The 15,660-nt window shown below is 64.2% G+C and carries 13 protein-coding genes; 7 read left to right on the top strand and 6 right to left on the bottom strand.

All coding sequences use genetic code 11. The features are described from left to right. Positions 1-25: 25 nt before the first annotated feature. The 4 genes from ppdK to MKI88_RS00680 form a co-directional block, all read right to left on the bottom strand. Positions 26-2,689, bottom strand: coding sequence for a pyruvate, phosphate dikinase (ppdK, locus tag MKI88_RS00695; protein ID WP_241628405.1), 2,664 nt, complete (start codon positions 2,687-2,689; stop codon positions 26-28). Between the two features lie 85 nt (positions 2,690-2,774). Then, complete coding sequence (gene glyS / locus MKI88_RS00690) at positions 2,775-5,090, bottom strand: glycine--tRNA ligase subunit beta (protein WP_241628403.1); 2,316 nt, start codon at positions 5,088-5,090, stop codon at positions 2,775-2,777. Then, on the bottom strand, positions 5,087-5,251 hold the full coding sequence (locus tag MKI88_RS00685) for a hypothetical protein (protein ID WP_241628401.1): 165 nt from the start codon (positions 5,249-5,251) through the stop codon (positions 5,087-5,089). Before MKI88_RS00685 ends, glyS begins: the two co-directional genes overlap by 4 nt. Then, on the bottom strand, positions 5,239-6,093 hold the full coding sequence (locus tag MKI88_RS00680; RefSeq protein ID WP_241628651.1) for a glycine--tRNA ligase subunit alpha: 855 nt from the start codon (positions 6,091-6,093) through the stop codon (positions 5,239-5,241). Before MKI88_RS00680 ends, MKI88_RS00685 begins: the two co-directional genes overlap by 13 nt. Before the next feature lie 183 nt (positions 6,094-6,276). On the opposite strand from MKI88_RS00680, the gene MKI88_RS00675 reads away from it, so the two are divergent. The 4 genes from MKI88_RS00675 to pth all read left to right on the top strand — a co-directional run bounded on the left by MKI88_RS00675 (position 6,277) and on the right by pth (position 9,458). Beyond that, entirely contained in the window at positions 6,277-7,158 is an 882-nt protein-coding gene (locus MKI88_RS00675) for a TraB/GumN family protein (protein WP_241628399.1), read from the top strand. 44 nt (positions 7,159-7,202) lie between these two features. Then, the gene (locus MKI88_RS00670) at positions 7,203-8,081 is read left to right on the top strand and encodes a TraB/GumN family protein (protein WP_241628397.1); all 879 of its coding nucleotides are present in this window, start codon (positions 7,203-7,205) and stop codon (positions 8,079-8,081) included. 111 nt (positions 8,082-8,192) lie between these two features. After that, positions 8,193-8,834, top strand: a complete 642-nt coding sequence (locus MKI88_RS00665; RefSeq protein WP_241628395.1) for a 50S ribosomal protein L25/general stress protein Ctc — start codon at positions 8,193-8,195, stop codon at positions 8,832-8,834. Between the two features lie 54 nt (positions 8,835-8,888). Next, entirely contained in the window at positions 8,889-9,458 is a 570-nt protein-coding gene (pth, locus tag MKI88_RS00660) for an aminoacyl-tRNA hydrolase (RefSeq protein ID WP_241628393.1), read from the top strand. 381 nt (positions 9,459-9,839) lie between these two features. On the opposite strand, the gene MKI88_RS00655 is transcribed toward pth, so the two are convergent. Next, the gene (locus MKI88_RS00655) at positions 9,840-10,970 is read right to left on the bottom strand and encodes a serine hydrolase (RefSeq protein WP_241628391.1); all 1,131 of its coding nucleotides are present in this window, start codon (positions 10,968-10,970) and stop codon (positions 9,840-9,842) included. An 85-nt stretch (positions 10,971-11,055) separates the two neighbouring features. On the opposite strand from MKI88_RS00655, the gene ychF reads away from it, so the two are divergent. The 3 genes from ychF to MKI88_RS00640 all read left to right on the top strand — a co-directional run bounded on the left by ychF (position 11,056) and on the right by MKI88_RS00640 (position 14,120). Next, the gene (gene ychF / locus MKI88_RS00650) at positions 11,056-12,156 is read left to right on the top strand and encodes a redox-regulated ATPase YchF (protein WP_241628381.1); all 1,101 of its coding nucleotides are present in this window, start codon (positions 11,056-11,058) and stop codon (positions 12,154-12,156) included. Between the two features lie 174 nt (positions 12,157-12,330). Beyond that, positions 12,331-13,608: an ectonucleotide pyrophosphatase/phosphodiesterase gene (locus MKI88_RS00645; protein WP_241628379.1), complete on the top strand. Its 1,278-nt coding sequence runs from the start codon at positions 12,331-12,333 to the stop codon at positions 13,606-13,608. 53 nt (positions 13,609-13,661) lie between these two features. Next, positions 13,662-14,120 carry a MaoC family dehydratase gene (locus MKI88_RS00640; protein WP_241628377.1) on the top strand — a complete coding sequence of 153 codons (459 nt, stop codon included), beginning with the start codon at positions 13,662-13,664 and terminating at the stop codon, positions 14,118-14,120. Between the two features lie 56 nt (positions 14,121-14,176). Here the strand turns inward: MKI88_RS00640 and MKI88_RS00635 are convergent, their stop codons facing one another. Next, positions 14,177-15,637: an MATE family efflux transporter gene (locus MKI88_RS00635; RefSeq protein ID WP_241628376.1), complete on the bottom strand. Its 1,461-nt coding sequence runs from the start codon at positions 15,635-15,637 to the stop codon at positions 14,177-14,179. Positions 15,638-15,660: the final 23 nt, after the last annotated feature.

The following is a 15,660-nucleotide window of genomic DNA, read 5'->3' as shown; positions in this document are numbered from 1 at the left end:
CCTATTCTTTTACGCGATCAGGTAATCAGCGCGCCTTGAGCGCCGCCTGTGCCGCGGCGAGGCGAGCGATCGGCACGCGATAGGGCGAGGCCGAAACATAATCGAGGCCCGTCGCTTCACAGAATTCGATCGACGCGGGATCGCCGCCATGCTCGCCGCAGATGCCGAGCTTGATCTCGGGCCGCGTCGCCCTGCCCCGCTCAGCCGCGAGCTGGATAAGCTGGCCGACACCTTCGATGTCGAGGCTGACGAACGGATCGCGCCCGAAAATGCCCTTGTCGACATAGGTGGTGAGGAAGCGGCCCGCATCGTCGCGCGAAACGCCGAGCGTGGTCTGCGTCAGGTCGTTGGTGCCGAAGCTGAAGAACGCGCCGACCTCGGCGATCTCGCCCGCCATCAGCGCGGCGCGCGGCAGCTCGATCATCGTGCCGACGAGATATTCGATCGTCCGTCCCTTCTCGGCGAACACCGCTTGCGCGGTCTGGTCGATCACGTCCTTCATCAGCTCGAGCTCGCGCCTCGTGGCGACGAGCGGGACCATGACCTCGGGGATCGGCGCCTCGCCCGACTTCGCGGCGACGTCGCACGCCGCCTCGAAGATCGCGCGCGCCTGCATCTCGTAGATCTCGGGATAGGTCACGCCGAGACGGCAACCGCGATGGCCGAGCATCGGGTTGAATTCGTGGAGTTCGGAGGCGCGGCGCTTGAGCGTGTCGACGCTGACATCGGCCGCCGCAGCGACTTCAGCGAACTCGGCCTCCTCATGCGGCAGGAACTCGTGGAGCGGCGGATCGAGCAGTCGGATCGTCACGGGCAGCCCCGCCATCACCTCGAAGATCTCGGTGAAGTCGGCGCGCTGCTCGGGAAGCAGCTTTTCGAGCGCGGCGCGGCGACCCTTCTCGGTGTCCGCGAGGATCATCTGGCGGACCGCGGTGATCCGCGCAGCGTCGAAGAACATGTGCTCGGTGCGACACAGCCCGATACCCTCGGCGCCGAAATCGCGCGCGACGCGGCAATCGAGCGGGGTCTCGGCATTGGTGCGGACCTTGAGGCGACGCACCTTGTCCGCCCAGACCATCAGCGTGCCGAAATCGCCCGCGAGCTCGGGCTGGACGGTCGCGACCGCGCCGAACATGACCTCGCCCGAGGCGCCGTCGATCGTGACGATATCGCCTTCCTTCACCTCGCGGCTGCCGACGCGCATCAGCCTGGCCTTGGCGTCGATCGAGAGCGTGCCGACGCCCGAGACGCAGGGACGACCCATGCCGCGCGCGACCACCGCCGCGTGGCTGGTCATGCCACCGCGCGCGGTGAGAATGCCCTTGGCCGCGTGCATACCGTGAATGTCCTCAGGGGACGTCTCGGTGCGGATCAGGATCACGTCCTCGCCCAGCTCGGCCCATTTCTCGGCGGTATCGCTGTCGAACACCGCCTTGCCCGAGGCCGCGCCCGGCGAGGCGGGAAGCCCCTTCGCCAGCACGTCGCGCGGCGCCTTGGGATCGAGTGTGGGGTGAAGGAGCTGGTCGAGCGCCGACGGATCGACACGCGCGATCGCTTCCTCTTCGGTGATCAGACTTTCATTGGCCATATCGACCGCGATCTTGAGCGCGGCCTTGGCGGTGCGCTTGCCCGAACGCGTCTGGAGCATCCAGAGCTTGCCGCGTTCGACGGTAAACTCGATGTCCTGCATGTCGCGGTAATGCGTTTCGAGCAGATCGAAGACACGCGCGAGCTCGCCATAGGTCTCGGGCATCGCCTCTTCCATCGAAAGCGGCTTGGCCCCGGCGCGCTCGCGCGCCTGAAGTGTCAGATATTGCGGCGTGCGGATGCCCGCGACGACGTCTTCACCCTGCGCGTTGATCAGGAACTCGCCATAATAAGCGCGCTCGCCCGTCGCCGGATCGCGGGTGAACGCCACGCCCGTCGCCGAAGTGTCGCCCATATTGCCGAACACCATCGCCTGGACGTTGACCGCAGTGCCCCAGTCGCCGGGAATGTGATTGAGGCGGCGATAGACCTTGGCGCGCTCAGACTGCCACGATCCGAACACCGCGCCGACCGCACCCCATAGCTGGTCGTTCACATCCTGCGGGAAGGGCTTGCCCCACTGTTCCTCGACGAGCTTCTTGTAGGTCGCGACAAGCGCCTGCCAGTCTTCAGCACCCATCTCGGTATCGAGATTGAACCCCTTGTCTTCCTTGGCGATTTCGAGCGCCTCCTCGAACGATCCGTGATCGAGTTCGAGGACGACGTCCGAATACATCTGGATGAAGCGGCGATAGCTGTCCCACGCGAAGCGCGGATCGCCCGAGGTCTCGGCGAGGCCCTTCACGGTCTCGTCATTGAGGCCGAGGTTGAGGACGGTGTCCATCATGCCCGGCATTGAGACGCGCGCGCCCGAACGGACCGAGACGAGCAGCGGATCGGACGCGTCACCGAACTTCTTGCCCGTCACGCCCTCGATATGCGCGATGCCGCCCGCGACTTCGGCGCGAACGCTGTCGGGGAAGACCTCGCCATCGTCATAATAGCGCGTGCACATCTCGGTCGTGATCGTGAAGCCCGGAGGCACCGGCAGGCCGATCGATGCCATGCCGTCGAGGTTCGCGCCCTTGCCGCCGAGCAGGTTCTTGTCGCCCTTGCCGCCGTCCGAAACACCACCACCGAAACGATACACATATTTCGTCATCAATCGTCCGTCCCTGTTTCGCCCAAGGGCTTAGCTTCACTTAACTTCGCAGTTTTCTCACAAAACGCATGTTTGATTCGGGCGCTCAGCCCTCGATCCGCGCGAAGTCGGCGACCCGATGCACAGCGTCGCGCACGCGCGCCAGCGTGGCGAGGCGAGCCGAGCGCTTTGCCGGATCACTGTCATTCACGGTCACCTTGTCAAAGAACGCGTCGATCGGCGCGCGCAGCGACGCGAGCGCGGCCATCGCCCCCTCGAAGTCCTCCGCGGCAATCGCGGCTTCGGCCTTGGGCTCGGCCGCGTCGAGCGCCGCGAGCAGGTCAGCCTCTTCCTTTTCGGGCGTGTAGGACAGCCCGAAATTGTCCGATGCTGCGTCATCCTGACGAAAGTCAGGATCCATGAACACCGTCGCGGACGTGCTTGCACCGTCCGTGTTCATGGATGCTGAATCAAGTTCAGCATGACGGGTGGAGGTTTCGGTATAGCCTTCCTTCTTCAGAATGTTCGCGGCGCGGCGATAGCCGACGAGAAGATTGGCGCCATCGTCGGTCTGGACGAAGGACTGCAGCGCCTTCACCCGTGCGAGCAGGCGGACCAGATCGTCCTCGCCCCCGAGCGCGAACACCGCGTCGATCAGATCGTGACGGACACCCGCCTCGCGCTGCTGGACCTTGAGGCGGTCGGCGAAGAATGCCACCAAACCTACCGTTGCACCGTGGATGGGCATTAGTTGGTCGGCAATGCTCTCTCGATTGAAAGAGCGGCCGCCAGCAATTTTTTCCACGAGGAATTTCTCAATCGACTTATCGCCAAGTATCCTGTCAGCAACCTCTTTGATCTCAGATCTCAAACCTTCAAGCTTGCTGACGATAACATCGGCAGCAACGTACGCAGCATCATAGTGAAGACCTTTGAGCAGAGGCAGCCTCAGCCCGTTCTCGGTAATGAGGCGGATCGAGCCGAGCGCGGCTCGCCTTAACGCGTACGGATCTTTGGAACCGGTAGGCTGCTCTCCAGCATAAAACAGCGAAACCAAGGTATCTAGCTTGTCCGCCAGCGACACTGCCACCGTCACCGGCGCAGTGGGAACCTCATCGCCCTGCCCGACCGGCTTGTAGTGGTCGCGGACCGCATCGGCCACGGCATCGGAATGACCCTGCGCCCGGGCATAATAACCGCCCATCACGCCCTGCAATTCGGGGAACTCACCGACCATGCCGGTGACGAGATCGGCCTTGGCGAGGCGCGCGGCCTGCTCGGCTTCGTCGGGGCTGGCGTCCTTGACGATCCCCTCTTCCACGAGCCAGCGCGCGAGCTTGGCGACGCGCTCGACCTTGTCGGCGACGGTACCGAGCTTTTCGTGGAAGACGATCTGGCCGAGCTTCTTCGCCTGCTCCTCGAGCGGCACCTTGAGATCGTGTTCCCAGAAGAATTGGGCGTCCGAAAGCCGCGCTGCCAGCACCTTGTGGTTGCCGTCGACGATCTGCGCGCCGCCATCGCTCGCGGTGATGTTCGCGGTGCAGATGAAGTTGGGCGCGAGATTGCCGTTCGCGTCGTTGAGCGCAAAATATTTCTGGTTGGTGCGCATGGTGAGCTGGATCACCTCGCGCGGCACTTCCAGGAACGCACGATCGAAGGTGCCCAGCAGCGGAACGGGCCATTCGGTGAGGCCCGCATTCTCCGCGACGAGGCCGGGATCCTCAACCAGCGTCAGCCCGGCGGCAGCCGCGGCGGAATGCGCACCCTCCTCGATCATCTTCCGGCGCTCGGCAGGATCGACGATCACATGGCAGGCGCGCAGCTTCGCGGCATAGTCACCCGCATTGCCAATGGTGATGCAGCCCGGATGATGGAAGCGGTGGCCGACGGTTTCGGCGCCGCTCGCGATGCCGTCGATCGAACAGGGCACGACGTCATCGCCCAGCAGCGCGACGATCCCCTGAAGCGGGCGAACCCAGCGCAGGCTTTCGGTCGACAGCGAGGACGCGCCCCAGCGCATCGACTTGGGCCAGGGAAAGGCGCGGATGACCGCGGGGATGGCTTCGCCAATCACTTCAGCGGTCGCACGGCCCGGCTTTGCGATCACCGCGAACAGCACGCCGTCGCGCTCGACAAGCTGTTCGCGCGTGAGGCCCGTCGAGCGGAGAAAGCCGGCGAGCGCCTGTTCGGGCGCGTTGGCGCGCGGGCCCTTGCGTTCCTCGCTCACCGCCTCGGTCTGGAGCGGCAGACCGCGTGCGATCAGCGCGAGGCGGCGCGGGGTGGCGAAGGTTTCGATGCTCTCGGCCTTGAGGCCCGATTTGGCGATCTCTTCGGCGAAAAGGCGCGCGAGATCGGCGGACGCCTTTTCCTGCATCCGCGCGGGGATTTCTTCGGAACGGAGTTCAAGGAGGAAGTCGGTCATTGGCCTTTTCCCCCGCACCAAATGCGGTTCGGGCTGAGCTTGTCGAAGCCCTGCCCTTCCTTGGCGCTTGCACAAGAGAAGAAGGAAAGCCCTTCGACAGGCTCAGGGCGAACGGTGGGGGTGGCGATATTGCGCATGCTCGTCATCATCACGCCGTCCACCCGTTCTTTTCCATCCACGCCGCACAACTGCCCTTCGCCAGGTCGCGGACGCGGCCGATATAGGCCTGACGCTCGGCGACCGAGATGACGCCACGCGCCTGAAGCAGGTTGAAGACATGGCTCGCCTTGATCGCCTGTTCATAGGCGGGGATCGGCAGCTTGTTTTCGAGGCAGAGTTCGCACTCGGCGGTCGCCTTGCGGAACGCGTCGAACAGCCGTTCGGTATCGGCGACCTCGAAGTTCCAGGTGCTCATCTGCACCTCGTTCTCGTGGTAGATGTCGCCGTACGTCACGCCGCGATCGTTGAAGGCGAGATCGTAGACGCTGTCGACGCCCTGAATGTACATGGCGAGGCGTTCGAGCCCATAGGTGAGTTCGCCTGCGACGGGCTTGCAGTCGAAACCGCCCATCTGCTGAAAATAGGTGAACTGCGTCACCTCCATGCCGTCGCACCAGACTTCCCAGCCAAGCCCCCAGGCGCCCAAAGTCGGGCTTTCCCAGTCATCCTCGACGAAGCGGATGTCGTGCTTGGTGAAATCGATGCCGATCGCCGCGAGCGAGCCCAGATAGAGTTCCTGCAGATTGGGCGGGCTCGGCTTCAGCACCACCTGATACTGATAGTAATGCTGCAGGCGGTTGGGGTTTTCGCCGTAGCGGCCGTCGGTCGGACGGCGGCTGGGCTGGACGAAGGCCGCGTTCCACGGATCGGGGCCGAGCGCGCGCAGCGTCGTCGCGGGGTGAAAGGTCCCCGCGCCCATTTCCATGTCATAGGGTTGCAGGATCACGCAGCCCTGATCGCTCCAATAGTCATGGAGCGTCAGGATCAGCCGCTGGAAGCTCATTCCACGGGCCTTGGCGGGCTTCGAATCGGTCAATTTGGAGCCTTCGCAGATGCAAAAAATTACCCGCGCGCCCTTTGGCGGATGCGCGCGAAAGGGTCAAGCGACGCGCCATTCTCCCTTTGACCTTTGCCACGCGAGTCGCGATGCAGGGACGGGAATCCAATTGTTTGAAAGCGAGACCGCATGAAGAAGATCGCCGCTGCAATTTCCTGCCTGTTGCTCGGTACTGTGCCGCTCCACGCGCAGACGCCCGCAACCGACGTGGACCCGGCGCTCTGGGTCGTGAAGGACGCGGATACGACGATCTATCTGTTCGGCACCATCCATGTGCTGAAGCCCGGCCTCGGCTGGTTCGACGAGGGCGTGAAATCGGCGTTCGACGCGTCGAGCGAGCTGGTCATCGAGATGATCGAGCCCGAGCCCGCGGCGATGCAGCAGCTCGTGATGAGCAAGGCGATCGACCAGTCGGGCAAGACGCTGAGTGCGAAGCTCGATGAGGGCTTGCGCGCGCGCTACGCCAGCGCGCTGGCCGATGCCGGACTGCCCGCGCAGGCACTTGATCCGTTCGAGCCCTGGTTCGCGACGGTGACATTGTCGGTCCTGCCGCTGAGCAAGCTCGGCTATGACTCCGCAAGCGGCGTCGAAAAGGTGCTGGCGGCGGCCGCCAGACAGGCGGGCAAGAAGATCGAGGGGCTTGAGACCGCCGAACAGCAGCTCGGCTATTTCGACGCATTGCCCGAGCCGCTGCAGCTTCGCTATCTGGAGGCCGTCATCGACGATCTTCCCGAATATCAGCCGAAACTCGAAGCGACGATCGCGAGCTGGGCCAAGGGCGACCCCGATGCGCTGGCGAAAGAGATGAACGAGGGCATGGAAAAGACCCCCGAACTCGCCGCGATCCTGCTCGAACAGCGCAATGCGCGATGGGCGGACTGGATCAAGGCGCGGCTGGACGCGCCGGGCACGGTCTTTCTCGCCGTGGGCGCGGGCCATCTCGCGGGCGAGGCGAGCGTCCAGGAAAAGCTGAAGGCGCTGAAGGTCGACAGCGTGCGCGTCAATTATTGATCCGGTTGTTGCCGGTTCATGTTGGAGCGGGAATAAGGGGCGCCATGTTGCGCCCCATCTCCCTGCTCATCTCCGCCCTGCTCGCTGCCTGCGCCTCGTCCGGCGAGGCGAACGCCCCGATCAAGCCGGGGCTGTGGAAGGTCGCGGACGAAGACACCACCATCTATCTGTTCGGCACGATCCACATGCTGCCGCCCGATTATGACTGGCGGACCAAGGCGTTCGACAAGGCGCTGGGCAAGGCCGACCAGCTCGTGCTCGAGGTCGTGCTCGACAAGGATCCCAAAAAGACCGCGGAGATCGTGACCCGGCTTGGGCGGTCCCCGGGGTTGCCGCCGCTGCTCGAGCGAGTCCCTGCCGACAAGCGCGAAGCGCTCGCCCGGCTGATCGAGACCTCCAAGATCCCCATGGACAAGCTTGACGGCATGGAGACCTGGTCGGCGGCGACCACGCTCGCCACGCTGGCGCTGCGCAAGGCCAATATCACCGCCGCCGAGGGCGTCGAGCGCCAGCTATCCGCGAGCTTCGAAGGCGCGGGCAAGCCGATCGGAGGGCTCGAGACGACCGAACAGCAGCTCGGCTATTTCGACACATTGCCCGAAACGGTGCAGCGCCAGTTCCTCGTCAGCGTGATCGAGAGCAACAGCGACGCCGATGCCGAATTCAGGAAGATGATGACCGCATGGTCGAGCGGCGACACCAACAGGATCGCGACGACCTTTGATGAGGAACTGAAGCTCATCCCCGAGCTTGGCGACGTGCTGCTGAGGCAGCGCAACGCCAACTGGACCGACTGGGTGAAGAAGCGACTGGATCAGCCCGGCACCGTGTTCGTCGCGGTCGGCGCAGGGCATCTGGCGGGCAAGGATTCGGTGCAGGCGATGCTCTCGAAACAGGGTGTGAAGGTCACGCGCGTCCAGTAACGCCCGGCGCTTGCCTTTCCGCGCCCCTGCCCCTATAGGCGCACGCTTCCGTCATGGTCATCCCTGGAGGCGTGGCGGAAAGACGAAACCTAGCAATTTGGAGACATGCACATGAGCGATCAGCTTACGCTGTCGGCCGAGGCGCGCGATCGGGCTGGCAAGGGAGCCTCCCGTGCCCACCGCCGCGAGGGCCGCGTACCTGCCGTCATCTATGGGAACAACGAAGAACCGACCTCGATCCATATCGAGGAAAAGGGGCTGATGAAGCAGCTCCACACCGGCCACTTCATGAATTCGGTCGTCATGATCGAGCTCGGCGGCAAGAAAGTCCGCACGCTCCCCAAGGACGTCCAGTTCCATCCCGTCAGCGATCGCCCGCTGCACGTCGATTTCCTGCGCATCAGCGAGCACGCCGAAGTCACCGTCCAGGTGCCCGTGGTGTTCGTCGATGAAGACCAGGCCCCCGGCATCAAGCGCGGTGGTGTGCTCAACGTCGTTGCGCACGACCTCAGCCTCGTCTGCGACGCCGCAGAGATCCCCGACCAGATCGAGATCTCGCTTGCGGGCCTCGACGTGGGCAGCTCGATCCACCTCGGCGACATCAAGCTGCCCAAGGGCAGCAAGGCCGCGGGCGCGGACAGCGACCTGACGATCGCGACCATCGTTGCGCCGTCGGCACTGAAGTCGGAAGAGGCCGAGGAAGCCGCTGCGGCTGACGAGGTCCCCTCCGCGCAGAAGAGCGACGCGGAATAAGGCGTATTCGCCGGCGGTGGCACGCGCCATCGCCGGCACGCCCCTCCCCATTCCATGCAGATCTGGGTCGGCCTCGGCAATCCGGGCGCGCTTTATGCGATGCACCGGCACAATGTCGGCTTCATGGCGGTCGACGCCATCGCCGAGGTGCATGGCTTTTCGCCTGTAAAAAAGGCGTTCCAGGGCTGGACGCAGGAAGGCCGCATCGGCGGCGAAAAGATCCTGCTGCTGAAGCCCGCCACCTTCATGAACGAAAGCGGCCGCGCGGTCGGCGAGGCGATGCGCTTCTACAAGCTCGCGCCCGAGGACGTCACGACGTTCCACGACGAGCTCGACCTGGCCCCCTTCAAGGTCAAGGTGAAGACCGGCGGCGGCACCGCGGGGCATAACGGCCTTCGCTCGACCGAAGCGCATATCGGCAACAATTTCCGCCGCGTCCGGCTCGGCATCGGTCATCCCGGCCACAAGGACCGCGTGACCGGCCATGTGCTCGGCAATTATGCCAAGAGCGAGATCGAGCCCCTGAGCGACATGCTCGGCGCGCTCGCAGCCGAGGCCGACTGGCTCGCCAGGGGCGACGACGTGCGCTTCATGAACGACGTCGCGCTGAGGTTGCAGGATTAGAGCTAAACTCTCGGCCGGTTTTGGCCGCTTTGCCCAATTGCTGACGTTGCACACGCCTCAAAGTTTCTTATGCTTGAGGTGTGAAACGCTTTCGATTCAAACGACTTGCGATAGCACTGGCATCTGCCGGCTGGATTGCGCCGCTATGCCTTTCGTTTTGGTGGAGCAGCAGCTTTCTCTGGAAAGCCTATGGGATAGCAGTCGGCACCGCATGGCCCGATCCGTGGCATCCATTCGAGTTGGCGGCACCAGCATTCTACATTGCGATGCTATGGCTCTTCATAGCGATCATGGCTTGGGTCATGCATCTGACCAAAGATCGTTAATCCCCCAGAAGCCCATCGCCGAGATCGCCGGCTCATTTTGCTCGTTTAGCCTTCTTCACCAGCTTTTGAGCCGGGGATATTCCCAGCGATAGGGCACCCCCGTTTCACCCAGCAGCGCACGCACCAGCGCCGGGAAGGCCGCCTCCGCCCGCACGTCGTTGGAGAGGATCAGCACGCATCGCTGCCGCTTCTCGACGCAGACCAGCGTGTTGCCCGTATTGTCGTTGTGCCCGCCCTTGAAGAAGCCGGGGCCCTGCGCGCCCTGAAAGGCGACGACACCCAGTCCCGCCGCCAGACCGGGCAGCCGTTCGGCGGGCGGCAGTTCGGGGGCAAGCGTCGGGAACTGCGCGGCGGTGGTGATCGGCAGGATCGGGCGTGCCAGTTCACTGCGCGATGCCTTCGTCAACAGATCGCCGCGCACCAGCGCCGCTGCAAACCTGGCGAGATCGGCGATGGTCGTGTCCATCGAGCCTGCGGCGCGCACGCGGCTGCGCTCGTCATGCGGCTCGACTTTGCCGTCGATCGTCCAGCCATCGGCGAGGTTGCTCGCGAAATCGGCGCGCCATTTGAGGCTTGTCGTCTTCATACCCAGTGGATCGAACAGGCGACCGTGCAGTTCCTGCCCCAGATCGAGCCCCAGCCCCTTCTCGATCGCGAACTGGAGCAGGATGATCCCTTCGCCCGAATAGCTGTAGCGGCTGCCCGGATCGAAATGGATGCGCAGCTTTCCGTCGGGCTCGTCGAACGCGAAATTGGCGAAACCCGTGCTGTGGGTGAGGACATTGCGCGGCGTGATGCGCCGCCAGCGCTCGTCGCCCGCAAGATCCGCCCAGTTACCGTATGCGTCGAGATTGCCGTAATCGGGCAGCGGACGCGGCAGCATCGTGGCAATGGGCTTGTCGAGATCGACGAGCCCGTCATCCACCAGTTGCATCACGAGATGCGCGAAAACGGTCTTGGTGATCGATGCGCCATACATGACGGTGTCGGTGGTAAGCGGATCGCCTTTCGCGTTACGGACACCGAAGGCCTGAACCGATGCGACCCTGCCCTTGTCGATCAGCGCGATCGCGAGCCCCTTCGCGCCCGTCTGTTCCAGCGCACGCTCTGCCTCCGCGGCGACCGCGGCCTTGTTCGGAATCGGCTTGCCAAGAACCGGCGTGCCCGTCATGAGCATCCCGATCATCGCCATTAAATGACAGCACCGCATAGCGCCCCCCTTCCGGGCCGGGAGCCTAGTGCGATGCAATGGAAATTACGAGGGTATTTCAATGGGTTTTCGTTGCGGCATCGTCGGTCTTCCCAATGTCGGCAAGTCGACGCTTTTCAACGCGCTGACCCAAACCGCGGCGGCGCAGGCGGCGAATTACCCCTTCTGCACGATCGAACCCAATGTCGGGAACGTCGCGGTGCCCGACGACCGGCTCCAGCAGCTGGCGGCGATCGCGGGCTCGGCCAAGATCATCGAGACGCAGCTCGGCTTCGTCGATATCGCAGGGCTAGTGCGCGGCGCGAGCAAGGGCGAAGGTCTGGGCAACCAGTTCCTCGGCAATATCCGCGAGGTGGACGCGATCGTCCATGTGCTGCGCTGCTTCGAGAATGACGACATCCAGCATGTCGACAACAAGGTCGACCCGATCGCCGACGCCGAGACCGTCGAGACCGAGCTGATGCTCGCCGACCTCGAAAGCCTCGAAAAGCGCGTCCCCAATTATGTGAAAAAGGGCCAGCAGGGCGACAAGGAATCGAAGATCGCCGCGAGCGTGCTCGGCCAGGCGCTCGAGCTGCTGCGCGAGGGCAAGCCCGCACGGCTGACTGTGCCCAAGGACGAGGAAGAGCGCCGCGTCTTCGATCAGGCGCAGCTCCTCACCTCGAAGCCCATCCTTTATGTCTGCAATGTCGAGGAAGAAAGCGCGGCCAATGGCAATGCGTTCTCTGCCAAGGTGTTCGAAAAGGCCGCTGCCGAAGGCGCGCAGGCCGTGGTGGTCTCGGCCGCGATCGAGGCCGAGATCGCGACGATGGAACCCGCCGACCGCGCCGAGTTCCTGTCGGACCTGGGGCTCGTCGAAACGGGCCTCGCACGCGTGATCCGCGCGGGCTACGAGCTGCTCCACCTCATCACCTTCTTCACCGTGGGGCCCAAGGAGGCACGCGCCTGGACCGTGGAGAAGGGTTCGAAGGCACCGCAGGCCGCGGGCGAGATCCACAGCGACTTCGAGCGCGGCTTCATCCGTGCCGAGACGATCGCGTTCGACGACTATATCACCTGCAAGGGCGAAGCCGGCGCGCGCGACGCGGGCAAGCTGCGTCAGGAAGGCAAGGAATATGTCGTCGTCGACGGCGACGTGATGCTGTTCCGCTTCAACGTGTGAACGTCACCGAATTGTAGCCTATTCGCGCCAAAGAATCCGCTCATCCTGAGGAGGGGTTGAGCGAAGGCGAAGACCCGTCTCGAAGGACCGATTTCGAAAATCCTTCGAGACGCCGTTTCGTCAGGCTCAACGGCTCCTCAGGATGAGCGGACAGTTTTGGCATTCGGGGGTTCAATGACACAGATTCGCGCACTTACTGCAGCCCTCGCACTCACCGCGCTGACCGCCTGTGCGCAGATCCCCCGACCCGCCCCTGCTGCCAGCGCGCAACAGGAAGTGCGCGCGCCCGTCACCATCCTGATCTCGATCGACGGCTTCCGCCCCGACTATCTCGATCGCGGGGGGACGCCGGCGCTGTCGAAGCTGGCGGCCGAGGGCGTACGCGGCGCGATGCGCCCCTCCTTCCCGTCCAAGACCTTTCCCAACCACTATACGCTGGTCACAGGCAAGCGCCCCGACACCAACGGCATCGTCGCCAACAAGATGGAGGATCCGCGCCGCCCAGGCGAGGTCTTCACCATGGCGAGCGACGATCCCTTCTGGTGGAACGAGGCGACGCCGATCTGGGTCGATGCCGAAAAGGCGGGCGTGCGGACCGCGACGATGTTCTGGCCGGGCTCCAACGTCGCGATCGGCGGCGAGCGTGCGCAAAAATGGCCGCACACGATCAGCGGCGGCACACGCCCGTCCGACTGGCAGCAGTTCAATCAGGAAATCAGCAACACCCAGCGCGTCAACGCGGTGATCGACTGGATGCGCCGTCCCGCCGCCATCCGCCCGCGCCTCGCGACGCTCTATTTCGACACCGTGGATACCGCAGGCCACACATATGGCCCGAATGATCCGAGGACGCTGGAGGCGGTGGCCGAGGTTGACCGGCACGTCGGCGCGCTCGTCGCCGGGCTGGCCGCGCTTGGCCAGCCCGCCAATCTCGTCTTCGTCTCCGACCACGGCATGGCCGAAACCTCTTCGGCGCGCTCGATCGCGCTCGACGCGCTGCTGACCACGGGCGATTATCGCATCGTCGAGACCGGCCCCTATGCCGCGCTGGCCGCCATGCCCGGCCGCGAGGCCGCGCTCGAGGCGAAGCTGCTTGCACGTCATCCGCACATGCAATGCTGGCGCAAGGCGGAAATCCCCGCACGCTTCCATTATGGCCGTAACGCGCGCGTCCCCGCCTATCTCTGCCTTGCAGAGACGGGCTGGCAGATCGTCGAACGCGCGGTATCGGGCGACTTTGTGGGCGGCAACCATGGCTATGACCATGAAGCGCCGGACATGGCGGCGCTGTTCGTTGCCAACGGCCCCGCATTTCGCACGGGCGCCACGGTGCCTGCGTTCGACAATGTCGACATCCAGCCGCTGCTGGCGCGCCTGATCGGCGTGACAGCCAGCGCGGGGGACGGATCGATGACGGTGTTCGAGCCGGTGATGGTGCCAGCACGTAATTGACGTTTCCGTAATCGTCATGTTGAGTCACCGGGAATCAATGCCCGGAGAATGTGATGCAGTATTTCGAGGATCTGGAAGTCGGCGCGAAGACCCGTTTCGGGCGTTACGAGGTCACGCGTGACGACGTGATCGCATTTGCGCAGAAGTTCGATCCCCAGCCCTTCCACCTCTCCGACGAAGCCGCTGCAAAGACGCATTTCGGACGGATCGCCGCAAGCGGCTGGCACACTTGCTCCATGGTCATGTCGATGATCGTCGAGAATCTGGCGAAGCACAAGCAGGCCGGGCTCGGCGGCATCGGAATCGACGAGTTGCGCTGGCTGAAGCCCGTCTATCCGGGCGATGTGCTGAGCGTCGAGACCGAGTTGCTTGAAAAGAAGCGCTCACGCAGCAAACCACATATGGGCTCGTTCAAGTCGCGCCTGACCGCGTTCAACCAGAAGGGCGAGCCCGTGATGAGCTACGTCAACACCGCGCTGATCGCCACGCGCGATCCCGAGGGAAGCGAATAGAGAACGAATTTGGCGGCTGCCCAACGGAGGACGGCCGGCGCCAGCGCTAAGCCATTTTATCCCGTTGGCGTGAAGCGCCCGGCCGGCTCGCTTTCGGCGTTGATCGATTCGCGGCATTCCTCGGTATCGGGCGGCGCGATCATCCTTGCCTTGCGCCAGTCGCCGTTTCGGTAAGCCCAGCTTGCCATCGCGAGCGCCACCATCGAGCCCAGCGGGAAGCTGAGCCAGAGCGCATCGCTGCCGAGCGCGGGATAGGCGAAGTGCACGAAACCGAGCCGCACCGGGTACATTGCGACAAACAGGATCACGAGCGGTGCCACGACCGCACCGTTGGCGCGCATCGTCCCGAACAGCACAAAGGTGGCGCCGAAGAAGATGAAGCTCCACCCGCCGAGCAGATGTATGCGCGCGGCCAGCGGGATCGCAGGGCTGTCAGCGCCGATGAAGAGCGCAAGTGCGGGACGATCGACGATCGTCAGCAGCGCGACGAGCGCCCCCGTCATCGCGACATTGTACCACAAGCCCGTGATCGTGATCTGCGACACCCGATCCCAGCGCCCGGCGCCGATATTCTGCGCCGCCATCGCGCTGACGGCCGCGCCGATCGCCATCGCGGGCATCTGCACATAGGTCCAGAGCTGCTGGGTGACCCCGTAAGCGGCGGCGGTCAGAATGCCTTCGCGGTTGACGAGCCCGACCATCGCGAGTGCGGCCGTGGAAATCACGACCATCTGGAGGCCCATCGGGAAGCCCTTGGTCACGATCGGGCGGAGCAAGGCCGGATCGGGCTTCAGATAGGCGAGTTCGTGGCCCCGCAGTCTCAGCGGCAGATCGCGCGCATAGATATAGGCGATCATCGCGGCGAGGCTGACATAGCCCGCAATCGCGGTCGCAACCGCCGACCCGGCGATACCCAGTGCGGGTGCCGGCCCCAGGCCGAGGATGAAAACCGGATTGAGCGCGATATCGAGCGCGACGCTCAGCGCCATGAACCACATCGGCGTCATCGAATCGCCCGCGCCCCTCAGGCCCATCATCAGCAGCACCGTCATGAAGGACGACGGCATGGCGATGAAGATGATGCGCAGATAGTCCTCGGCCAGCGTAAAGGCCTCGCGCGGGGTCGCGAGCAGCCGCAATATCTGCTCGGACAGGCTCCACCCGACTACCGCGACGACGATCGAGAGCAGCAGGAACAGGCCGAGCGCGCTGCCGAACACGCGTCGCGCGCCGTCAATGTCGCGCCGGCCGAAATTCTGCCCGACGAGGATCGTCGCGGCCATGCCGAAGCCGAAGACCGCCGCGAACATCAGGAACATGATGATGTTGGCGTTGGCGGTCGCCGCGATCGCGTTTTCGCCGAGGAAATGGCCAATCCAGATCGCGTTGACCGAGCCGTTGAGCGACTGGATGACGTTCGACCCGAGCGTCGGCAGCGCAAAAAGCAGCAGCGCCCTGCTGATCGAACCCGTCAGCAGGTCTTGAGTGCCGGCAGTCCGGGTCGATGCGTCAGCCATCGTGATCTCAACCCCTCGCCATC

This window comes from Sphingomonas sp. LaA6.9 (assembly GCF_022601895.1).
GTDB lineage: Bacteria > Pseudomonadota > Alphaproteobacteria > Sphingomonadales > Sphingomonadaceae > Sphingobium_A.
Note: the sequence above shows the minus strand (reverse complement) of the source record. Positions and strands in the feature narration are given on the sequence as shown.